The sequence below is a fragment of the Chitinivibrionales bacterium genome, assembly GCA_035516255.1.
Taxonomy (GTDB): domain Bacteria; phylum Fibrobacterota; class Chitinivibrionia; order Chitinivibrionales; family FEN-1185; genus FEN-1185.
In genome coordinates this window covers 73,051-82,491 of sequence record DATJAL010000009.1, presented here as the reverse complement: position 1 = coordinate 82,491, position 9,441 = coordinate 73,051, and the positions used below count along the sequence as shown (strand labels likewise).

The 9,441-nt window shown below is 48.9% G+C and carries 10 protein-coding genes; 6 read left to right on the top strand and 4 right to left on the bottom strand.

Annotation, left to right across the window (positions count from 1 at the left end; genetic code table 11):
• The first annotated feature begins 311 nt into the window (after positions 1-311).
• From VLX68_03620 to VLX68_03600, 5 genes are all read left to right on the top strand, one after another.
• Positions 312-734: a hypothetical protein gene (locus VLX68_03620; GenBank protein HUI91316.1), complete on the top strand. Its 423-nt coding sequence runs from the start codon at positions 312-314 to the stop codon at positions 732-734.
• Between the two features lie 213 nt (positions 735-947).
• Positions 948-2,282 (top strand): hypothetical protein, encoded by a 1,335-nt coding sequence (locus VLX68_03615; GenBank protein ID HUI91315.1) that lies wholly within the window; start codon positions 948-950, stop codon positions 2,280-2,282.
• Positions 2,283-2,684: 402 nt separating this feature from the next.
• The gene (locus VLX68_03610; GenBank protein ID HUI91314.1) at positions 2,685-3,041 is read left to right on the top strand and encodes a hypothetical protein; all 357 of its coding nucleotides are present in this window, start codon (positions 2,685-2,687) and stop codon (positions 3,039-3,041) included.
• Positions 3,042-3,135: 94 nt separating this feature from the next.
• Positions 3,136-3,852, top strand: a complete 717-nt coding sequence (locus VLX68_03605) for a DUF998 domain-containing protein (protein ID HUI91313.1) — start codon at positions 3,136-3,138, stop codon at positions 3,850-3,852.
• Between the two features lie 224 nt (positions 3,853-4,076).
• Complete coding sequence (locus VLX68_03600) at positions 4,077-4,745, top strand: class I SAM-dependent methyltransferase (protein ID HUI91312.1); 669 nt, start codon at positions 4,077-4,079, stop codon at positions 4,743-4,745.
• Between the two features lie 203 nt (positions 4,746-4,948).
• Here VLX68_03600 and VLX68_03595 read toward each other — a convergent pair whose 3' ends face one another.
• From VLX68_03595 to VLX68_03585, 3 genes are all read right to left on the bottom strand, one after another.
• Positions 4,949-5,656, bottom strand: coding sequence for a 16S rRNA (uracil(1498)-N(3))-methyltransferase (locus VLX68_03595; GenBank protein ID HUI91311.1), 708 nt, complete (start codon positions 5,654-5,656; stop codon positions 4,949-4,951).
• A 288-nt stretch (positions 5,657-5,944) separates the two neighbouring features.
• Positions 5,945-6,952 carry an oligopeptide/dipeptide ABC transporter ATP-binding protein gene (locus tag VLX68_03590; protein HUI91310.1) on the bottom strand — a complete coding sequence of 336 codons (1,008 nt, stop codon included), beginning with the start codon at positions 6,950-6,952 and terminating at the stop codon, positions 5,945-5,947.
• Positions 6,945-7,910 (bottom strand): ABC transporter ATP-binding protein, encoded by a 966-nt coding sequence (locus tag VLX68_03585; protein ID HUI91309.1) that lies wholly within the window; start codon positions 7,908-7,910, stop codon positions 6,945-6,947. Before VLX68_03585 ends, VLX68_03590 begins: the two co-directional genes overlap by 8 nt.
• Positions 7,911-8,352: 442 nt before the next feature.
• On the opposite strand from VLX68_03585, the gene VLX68_03580 reads away from it, so the two are divergent.
• Complete coding sequence (locus VLX68_03580) at positions 8,353-8,532, top strand: hypothetical protein (GenBank protein ID HUI91308.1); 180 nt, start codon at positions 8,353-8,355, stop codon at positions 8,530-8,532.
• A 176-nt stretch (positions 8,533-8,708) separates the two neighbouring features.
• On the opposite strand, the gene VLX68_03575 is transcribed toward VLX68_03580, so the two are convergent.
• Positions 8,709-9,440, bottom strand: a complete 732-nt coding sequence (locus tag VLX68_03575; protein HUI91307.1) for a hypothetical protein — start codon at positions 9,438-9,440, stop codon at positions 8,709-8,711.
• Position 9,441: the final 1 nt, after the last annotated feature.

The window sequence follows — 9,441 nt, the reverse complement described above, 5'->3', positions numbered from 1 at the left end:
TTCTTTATTTGGCCAAGAAATGGTAGAAAGTGGGCTTATCCAGAATATAAGGATATGTCAGAGGATGAATACAATTTGATGAAAACTCAATTTCAAGAATGGTTAATCAAAAAGAAATTGAAAGTTAAAGGCAATTTATGAGTGTAAGAACGAAACGAAAATCTAACAACGCGCTAAATCATGACCGTCCGCATTTGCAAACACCTTTGGTTCGCGGCTGGTCGGTTCTTCATACAAGATTGGTGGTTTGCGGCGGGAAAATGCGGTCGTAGTCCGGCATATTAGCGCGGCGTTAGAAATGGAATAAAGAAATGAAAAAGGCAATTTACATCTTGATACCGGTATTCTTGCTTTGCTCTCATCCGAGTGAACCATTAAGCTCCTTGCCTATCGTTGGTTCTTGGGACAATTCTGGAAATCCAAACAATGAATGTGATTCAATATCATATGAATTCAACGCAAATTATTCTTATTTCGGAACTATAGTTTCTGCTGCTTACACACCAACCCTTCTTCCTGGTTCACCACACATTGTATGTGTTAAAAGAGTGCCAAACCCAAATCCAGTTCAATCAAACTGGAAGTCAAATGCAGACACTCTCTATTTTCAGCCCACAATATTTGACACAGTTTCTGCGTTCAATTGGAAAGTATCTGGGTCAGAAGATACTTTGTATTTAAGAAATATAGGATTAAATGAAATTGGATATCATGTCTATAGAAGAAGAAACTGAATTAATGAATTCAATGAAAATAAATACTAATAATTGCATTTCTAACAACGCGCTAAATCATGACCGTCCGCATCTGTAAACGCCATTGGTTCGCGGTCGGCCGGTTCCTGATACAAGATTCGTGGTTTGCGGTGGGAAAATGCGGTCGTAGTCCGGCATATTAATGAATAATAGGGACCAGTAATTCAATTCATTTGGGAAAGGCAGCCAAAAATGAAAACATTACTATCAATCACGACGCTTCTCATGCTATGCTTTTTACAAGCATTTTCCGCAACGCAAAATGCCTGGACGCAAAGCGTATCTGGAACATTTGCAACGCTTCATTCTGTTCTTTGGTCTGGCCAAGAATTCATTGCCGTCGGGGATAGCGGCGTAGTTCTGACCTCTGGAGATGGCCTGGCATGGACAAAACAAGTCTCGGGTACTTCGAGAAACCTGTTGGCCGCGACCTGGGCGGGAACGCGGGCGTTGGCATGCGGAGACTCCGGAGCTCTCATTTACTCCGGCAATGGGTCGACTTGGCAGAAAATCGATGTCGGCTTGCCGAATGCGAGAATAGGTGCTGTTGCGTGGTCCGGGAGCCAATTTGTTGCCAGTTACGGAAGCAACAGTCTTGTCCTTTCAAAAGACGGCAGCTCATGGACTCTGGGAACAGCACCAGGCCCCATTGACAGCACAAATCTTCAATTTCCAACCACCATACAATCAATTTGCTGGTCAGGATCCTATTTCGTCCTTTTCCAGAACGAATACAATTGGTGCTCATGGGTGTGCTATTGCAGGGGCTCCCTCGTGCAAGGCGAGTCGTACCAGTACAGAATTTCATCATCCAAGGATTGCATCACTTGGACCAGCGTAGACTCTTCCCTTGGAGGGAGCTCCGGTTTCGTCGGCGGGACCGACACCTCATTCGCGGTTGTCGGCCCAAGGTCCTTTTCTGCCTTCTGCGAATGGTCGTCAATGCCGGAAGTCTTGACTTCCCTGGATGGCACAAATTGGGTACACCATACCGTTCCAACTCAAATAGGCATGCCCGACTCCGGCACGCTAAAAGACAACAACCTCAACGCCGTCACCTGGACGGGAAGTAGATTCGTGATAGTAGGCGATTCAGGAACGATTTTGTTCTTTGATGGAGGCACTACGTGGACCAATGAGGGAAATGCCGTCAAGGAAACACTGCTGTCAGTTGTTTCCAATACAAATTGTATCGTAATCGTAGGGACACACGGAACAATTTTATCCACGCCAGCCAGCTTGGGTATTGTCTTTAACCCAAGTTCAAGCGCCGAAGACAAACAGTTGATATCTATTCATCAGTCCGGGACCAAAATTTCCATTGGTTTTCCTCAATGGCTCAACGGCACGGCGCTTGAGATATCCATCCATTCACCCAACGGCCGGCTAGTTCGGTCGTTTTCGACACATGTATCAAACGGCAGTGTATCCTTTCCGAATTTCGAATTTCCCAACGGAATGTACCTAGTAACCTGCAGGAGTATTTACGGAAATTCCAAGTGTCTTTTTGCGTTCGTTCGGAAATGATACCAGGAAGTTTAAGAGAACTACTTAGGGCTTTCTGAACAACTACTTGTAATTTGTTTACGCTGCTATCAAATATACTTAACAACGCGCTAAATAATGACCGTCCGCATTTGCAAACACCCTTGGTTCGCTGGCGGTAGGTTCTTCATACAAGATTCGTGGTTTGCGGCGGTAAAATGCGGTCGTAATCCGGCATATTAGTGCGGCGTTGTGCCTCGAAAACAATTGGCAACTGAGCCTTGCCACGGCTGGGAATTGGCATAAGTAATGTGTAACAACAGTCATGTCGCTTGATGAGTCCCACCGGAGGTAGGATTTGGCATAACGAGTGACATCATAGTGGTCGTGAAAATTGAATATCTGCCAGGCTCAAATGAATATTGAAATGCGGAAGGGTTACATATGGCTGCAATTCCGGCCCTAATAGCGATTATTGTCGTTATTGCCTATTCGTTGAAATATGGTAGGGGAATCGAGAAACTACTGGCGATTATTCCAATCGTATCTATATTTGTCTTGCTTAAGTTAATGGCAATAATTCTTACCCAGTTCTACAGCATATCTACCATAAAAAACTATTTTCCCAACCACTCACTTATTGCTTTTTTGGTTGAGGTAATCCCAACCATAATAATTTGTGGCATTTGTTTTTGGATAACTCGATATTTAGTCAAGCAACGAAACAAGAGAGATTTGGAAAAGGTATCTCAAGACAACACGCCAATTTCAAGCAATGATAAATTTGATGATTTGGTATAGGTCATGTTATCTGTATATATTTCTGCGATTCCGATAGTAGCATTTGGCATAACGAGTGATATCATATTGGCCATGAAGGTATCTGAACCAAGAAATGAAATGGAAGAAAAGGCAGGCACAACAACGCAATAAAGACCGACGAGCTGCAGTGCTTGTTTTTAGGAATAGTTCCACTGCAGCTCGCGGCTTATCGCGGGCGTTAGACCTGGAGAAGAAGAAAATGCAGAAGATCAATATCAAAATGGTAATCGCTTTCGCTTGTGCTCTTTACTTCTTGGTTGCGTCAATCATTATTCATTTTCTTAGGCCAGAACTAAGTTTCCTGTCAGAGCCATTAAGCAGATTTGCAGTAGGTGAATTCTTAATGGTACTTACTATCGGACTAATTGCAATTGGAATATGTGAAATATTAATCGGGCTAAATGTAGGATTAGCCCGGATTGGGTCTTTGTTATTAATTTTGGCTGGAATAAGTGTTATAATTATTGGGTTAATGAAAATGGATATAGGCGAAACCGTTACTATTGGTGGTCAAATACATGTTTGGGCTGCCTTATCCGAATTTACATGTTTTCCAATTGCCGTATTTCTAATTGCCAGAAAGATAGAATCTGGTACTTTCAAAACGTATTCACTGATAACTTCGCTTTTAACGATTTCATTGTTGGGGCTGATTTTATTGCTTTTTAACAACAAAAGCGTACATGTATTTGGGTTGATTCAAAAGATAAATATATTAGCAATTACAGCTTGGCTTCTTGCAAATTCAGGGTCCAAATTAATAGTTGGGAATACGGTTAAGGAAAAGTAAGAATAAGAGCAGGCCTAACAAGGCGCTAAATCATGACCTTCGCATTTGCAAACACCCTTGGTTCGCGGTCGCTCGGTTCTTCATACAAGATTGGTGGTTTGCAGAATGAAAATGCGGTCGTATGCTTCGACGGGCTCAGCACAAGGCCCGGCATATTAGCACGATCGTAAATATTAAAAAACAATTTCCACGTTCTTAACGCAGTAAGATAAGAGGGTGATTCTATGATGAGTTTTTTCCGCCGTTTTCACGACCTTGGTATCAACGGTTTTATGGCAAAATGGTATGATAACAATTCTCGAACACACAGACTTGAGGAAATGAGGTCTTACGCAAAAGAAGTGGCAAAATGTGCTAAAAGCGGCGATTCAATTCTAGAAGTAGCACCAGGTCCTGGCTATTTATCCATTGAGCTTTCAAAACTAGGCACATACAATAATTACGGCTTGGACATTAGTAACGATTTCGTCAACATTGCCCTTAAGAATGCAAAAGAACACGGCGTTATCATAAATTTTCAGCAAGGTAATGTTTCTAAAATGCCTTATCCTGATTGCATGTTTAATTTTATTATCTGTACTGCTGCATTTAAGAATTTTAAGGAACCAGTCAAAGCATTAAGCGAAATGTACAGGGTTTTAAAAAGTGGCGGAGCAGCTTTAATAATTGATATGAATAAAGGCGCATCTTCAGAGCAACTTGACAAATCAATAAAGGAAATGAATTTAAAAGGATTTGACCAATTATTTATGCAATTTGCTTTTAAATCTTTTCTTAAAAATGCAGCTTATAATAAGGATAGTTTTAACAAATTAATTTTGCAAACATTATTTAAAGAATACGAAATCAAAGAAATGGGAATTAGTCTTTATGTATACTTAAAAAAGAATTGAAGACACCCCAAAAACCATGCATAACATGTCGTTCAAGCACCGACTGGCTATGCGCGTGCTTATGCTTTCTTCAATTCCTCAGAAGGCTCAAAGTACGAACGGGAACCTAAAACAAAGGATTTTACGGCGCATTACACCAGCGGCTCAACGTTATCGTTATTTCATTAACCTCTACCCCCGATAGAACCGCCAACCGAGCTTCCTCAGAACAGCCTTCCTACCACTGCCGGAACAAACCATTCTGTCCGTAAAATCCTTTTCCCAAAATTGACGTCCTCAAATCCCTGCTTCTTCAACAGCTCAATTTCATACGGAATGAAACCGCCTTCAGGGCCGACCGCCAGCGTTATCGGCTCCTTGACATGATAAGGACAATTCTGCTCCGCGACAGGGTGCGCCACAAGCGCGCGGGTGTTTTTGATTATTTCGGGCGCCTCATCCTCGACAAACGGCTTGAACCGCCGCCTGAATTCAATCTCGGGCATCACCGTATCGCAAGCTTGCTCAAGGCCCAGCACACAGTGGTCTTCGAGGCTTTCCTTTTTTATCAACGGGCTTTTCCAAAAGCTCTTTTCAACCCGCCATGTTTCTATTATGTAAAGGTGCTTGACGCCGAACGAGGCGACGGCCTCGACGATTCTTCTGAGCACCTTTGGCCGGGGAAGGGCGAGCAGAAGCGTGAGCGGCAATGGCGGCGGAGGATTCTGATCAAGCACGACTTCCATTCTACAGGATTTTAAATCAATTGATTCAACCGTTCCCGTCCCCACTTTCCCGTTAAGCAATCCCACGCGCAGCGTGTCTGCCGGTTTTGCCCGGTGCACCTCAAGCATGTGCTTTAATCTCCGGCCTTTTAATTCAACCAGCGATGTATCGGTAAAATCTGATTGATAAAGAAGGATCAGGTTCATGATGATATATCTTAGGAAAATGGGTCCCCGACCGGGGTCGGGGGATGACATGATAGGTATTGTTTGCTCCCTTATTTGATAAATTACAGCTCGACGGCGCCATTGTTCCGGGGTCACTAACGCGTGCCTGCCGCCGCGCCAGGCCGGACTGCAGGGTGAGCTAAAGCGAATTGCCGGCCGACCCTTCGCCGCAGGCGACTTCGGGCGGTCCGGCAACGAGGCCGAAGGCCGAGCCCGGAAGGAGGGCCGCCGCCGTCTTCGGCGGGGCGCCCAGATTTAATACTTGTTTTATTTGCCTTGACTAATGCAAGCCACCAGATGCCCTTCGCCGATATCCTTCAAACCACTGTCTCCCACAAGGCACTCCTCCCCCGCCTTTCCACAGCGCGGATAAAACGGACACCCCTTTCCGCCCCATGCGCCGGCCTTTTCCTCCTCGCGGCCTTCCTGTTTGTTAAGGCGTCCCTTTCCCGCGACCGGGATGCTGGCCAGGAGCATGCGGGTGTAGGGATGGCGCGGGTCTGAGAAGATCTGGTCTCCGGTGCCCATCTCCATAATGCGGCCGCCGTACATGACCGCGATCCGGTCTGCCATGTGTCGCACCACGGCCAGGTCGTGCGAAATGAACAGCAGGGTCTGACGGTACTTTTCCTGCAGGTCCTGCAGCAGATTGATGATCTGCGCGCGGATCGACACGTCCAGCGCGCTCACCGGCTCGTCGGCGATGATGATGTCAGGGCCGCACGCAAGTGCACGCGCCACGCCGATGCGCTGGCGCTGGCCGCCCGAGAACTCGTGCGGGTACCGGTTGAGAAAGTCCCGCGACAGTCCCACAATGTCAAGGAGCTCCAGAACGCGGCCGCGCCGCTCCTTCGCGCTTCCCATCTTGTGGATGATGAGCGGCTCCTCGAGGATGGCGCGGACGGTCATGCGCGGGTTGAGCGACGAATACGGGTCCTGGAAGATCACCTGCACGCTCCGCCGCAGGCCGCGGATGCTCTCTTTGTCAAGCTCATCCCAGTTTTTGGGCGCGTCTTTCCACGGTCCCACGCCGATGGTGATGGTGCCGCCCGTCTTCTTGACAAGCCCGAGTATGGCGTGCGCAATGGTGGTCTTGCCGCACCCGCTCTCGCCCACGAGCGCGAACACTTCGCCGCGGTAGATGGAAAAGCTCACGCCGTCAACCGCTTTGACCCAGCCCGCCACCCTGCCGAGAATGCCTTTCGTGACGGGGAAATACACCCTGAGTCCGTCAAGGCCCACGGCAACGGTGTTTTTTACTGCTGCGTCAGGCATAAAGAAAACACCTCACTTGGTGGCCGGGCTCGGGCCGATACAGTTCGGGGTGCTCCCGTGAACACCGGTCCATGCGGAACTCGCAACGCGGGTGGAACGGGCAGCCGCCGGGGATCGAAAGCGGGCTGGGCACCTCGCCCGGGATCACCCTGAGCCGGTTTTGCTTTTTGTCAAGAAGCGGCAGCGTGGCGAGCAGCCCCTTGGTGTAGGGATGGAGCGGCCGCTCAAACAGCGCGGCCGCGCCGGTGTATTCCATGGCCTCGCCCGCGTACATCACGAGCACGTCGTGCGCGATTTCCGCCACCACGCCCAGGTCGTGGGTGATCATGATCATGCTCATGGCGAGCGTCTGCTGCAGCGACAGCAGCAGGTCGAGGATGCGCGCCTGCACGGTCACATCGAGCGCCGTGGTGGGCTCGTCCGCGATGAGCAACTGCGGCCCGCACGAAAGCGCCATGGCGATCATCACGCGCTGGCGCATGCCGCCCGAGAGTTGGTGCGGATAGCTCGCCGCGGCCTCGGCCGGACGGGGTATTCCTACTTTGTCAAGCATTTCCTTCACCAGGCCGTCGGCCGCCTTGGCGCCCATGTTTTTATGGAACACTATCGCCTCGCGGATCTGGTACCCGCACGTAAACACCGGGTTGAGCGAGGTCATGGGGTCCTGGAAAATCATGGAAATTTTGTTGCCCCGCAGGCCGCGCATCTCGTTTTCGGAAAGACGCAGGATGTCCCTGCCGCCGAATTCCATCTCGCCCTTTTCGATCCGGCCCGGCGGCGCCGGCACCAGCCGCATCACCGAAAGGGCCGTGACGCTCTTGCCGCATCCCGATTCGCCCACGATGCCGAGCGTCTTTTTTTCCCCAACGTCAAACGACAGTCCGCACACGGCGCGGCCTATTCCGTCGTCGGTGTAGAAGGAAACGTGGAGGTTTTTGCAGGAGAGGCAGTTGGGCATGAGATTTTATTTTGTTTAAATTTTTGATTTGTTGAAATGACACTGCTGATGAATGTAAAAAATATATCCTAAATACGGGTGAGGCTGATTGTTTTTGTTGGATGTAAATAATACAAATAAATGCAATGCGAGAAGAGTGATCGTAAAATAAAATACAAATTCAAGATATGGAAGGGCCTGGCCGGCCCTCAGACCCGCTAAAGAAAATGCTCATTGTAACAACCCCCGCGGCCAAACTCAGGGTTATTTGCTGGAAGAAGGAATTGGCTATGCAATAGCAGAATGGGCGAATTCAAGGAATGACTCCGGAGAAAATTGGAAGAAACATTTATGCTTAAATGTTAGAGAGTATTTTAAACAATCAATGAAATTCATACAATCTCAAAACAAAACCATGAAATAATTTACATTTGGATACGACACCACTTACAGGAGGACAACCATGAGCAGATCCTACCATAACTCAGGTTCCGGCGCCGTGTACGGCCTTGGCTTCATCGGCGCGGTGATTTATTATCTTTCCCATGCCGCAACGTTCTGGGTCGGCGTGCTGGGTTTTCTCAAGGCGATCGTGTGGCCGGTGTTTATCGTTTTCGGGCTGTTGAAACATATGGGAATGTGATCAGGGCCCGACAAGACGATCATTGTATCGTTCCTAAAGAGTAAGGTGTCCTCACAGCGCTTTATCGTGTTGTTTGCCCTTGCCGTCAGGGATAAAAATCCCCATTTTTTTTAATCGCCGCGCAGCGGCATACCGCAGTGGATGCGTTGCGAAGGGAAGGTTTTCCAAATATTTGATCAGAAACTAATATTCAACGTCAAACCCGAGGCCCGCGCCTGCGGATCGTATTGGGGAACAAATTTGATTGACGAAAGCGCCTTTGTCTCCATGTTCTTTGCCGTTACCCGCGCGTCGATGAACGCTACGAGGCGGTCAAGCACCATGGCGCCGAGGAAAAACGACGATGCCACCTGCCAGCTCAGGGACTGCTGCAAGAAGCCGTTGTATGTTTTACGGTTGGCGGGATCGTCCCAATGCCACTGCAGGTTGGGCGTGAGGTAGTCCTTTTCCTGGTCGCGGTAGATGAGTTCCATCTGCTCGTTGTAGCCGCGCGCCATGTTCTCGTTATAGCCGTCGGACTCGTCGTACTGGCCCACGTTGTTCCAGAAGTTGTCGTCGGCGCCCTGTCCGCCCTGGGCCTGTGCGTGCTCCCACGCGTACGCCTTGGCGCTGTTGAAAATCGTTTTCGAATAATGGTCGCATGCGATGGCGCCGAAGATGAACAGCGCCTCCGCGGAATAATAGATGAGCGCCTTGGCGTCGTCGCCGAGGTACTGGTGGCCGAGGCCGGGAAGGATCACGGACGCGCACATGGCGAGCACGGCCGATTTTTTCGGCGCGGCGGCGTTTTTCGCGAACAGGTCGACGGTATCGGTGGTGACGTCCTGCTCGACAGTCACCTGGGCCCGCGCCGGCAACAGGCAGGCGGTCGCAAGAAGGATCACGGCGATGATGGCGCGGTGCGGCATG

Bases quoted from the DNA above. Each gene is read 5' to 3' on its own strand.
- VLX68_03620 (HUI91316.1), top strand. From the start codon at position 312: ATGAAAAAGGCAATTTACATCTTGATACCGGTATTCTTGCTTTGCTCT.
- VLX68_03615 (HUI91315.1), top strand. From the start codon at position 948: ATGAAAACATTACTATCAATCACGACGCTTCTCATGCTATGCTTTTTA.
- VLX68_03610 (HUI91314.1), top strand. From the start codon at position 2,685: ATGGCTGCAATTCCGGCCCTAATAGCGATTATTGTCGTTATTGCCTAT.
- VLX68_03605 (HUI91313.1), top strand. From the start codon at position 3,136: ATGAAATGGAAGAAAAGGCAGGCACAACAACGCAATAAAGACCGACGA.
- VLX68_03600 (HUI91312.1), top strand. From the start codon at position 4,077: ATGATGAGTTTTTTCCGCCGTTTTCACGACCTTGGTATCAACGGTTTT.
- VLX68_03595 (HUI91311.1), bottom strand. From the start codon at position 5,656: ATGAACCTGATCCTTCTTTATCAATCAGATTTTACCGATACATCGCTG.
- VLX68_03590 (HUI91310.1), bottom strand. From the start codon at position 6,952: ATGCCTGACGCAGCAGTAAAAAACACCGTTGCCGTGGGCCTTGACGGA.
- VLX68_03585 (HUI91309.1), bottom strand. From the start codon at position 7,910: ATGCCCAACTGCCTCTCCTGCAAAAACCTCCACGTTTCCTTCTACACC.
- VLX68_03580 (HUI91308.1), top strand. From the start codon at position 8,353: ATGAGCAGATCCTACCATAACTCAGGTTCCGGCGCCGTGTACGGCCTT.
- VLX68_03575 (HUI91307.1), bottom strand. From the start codon at position 9,440: ATGCCGCACCGCGCCATCATCGCCGTGATCCTTCTTGCGACCGCCTGC.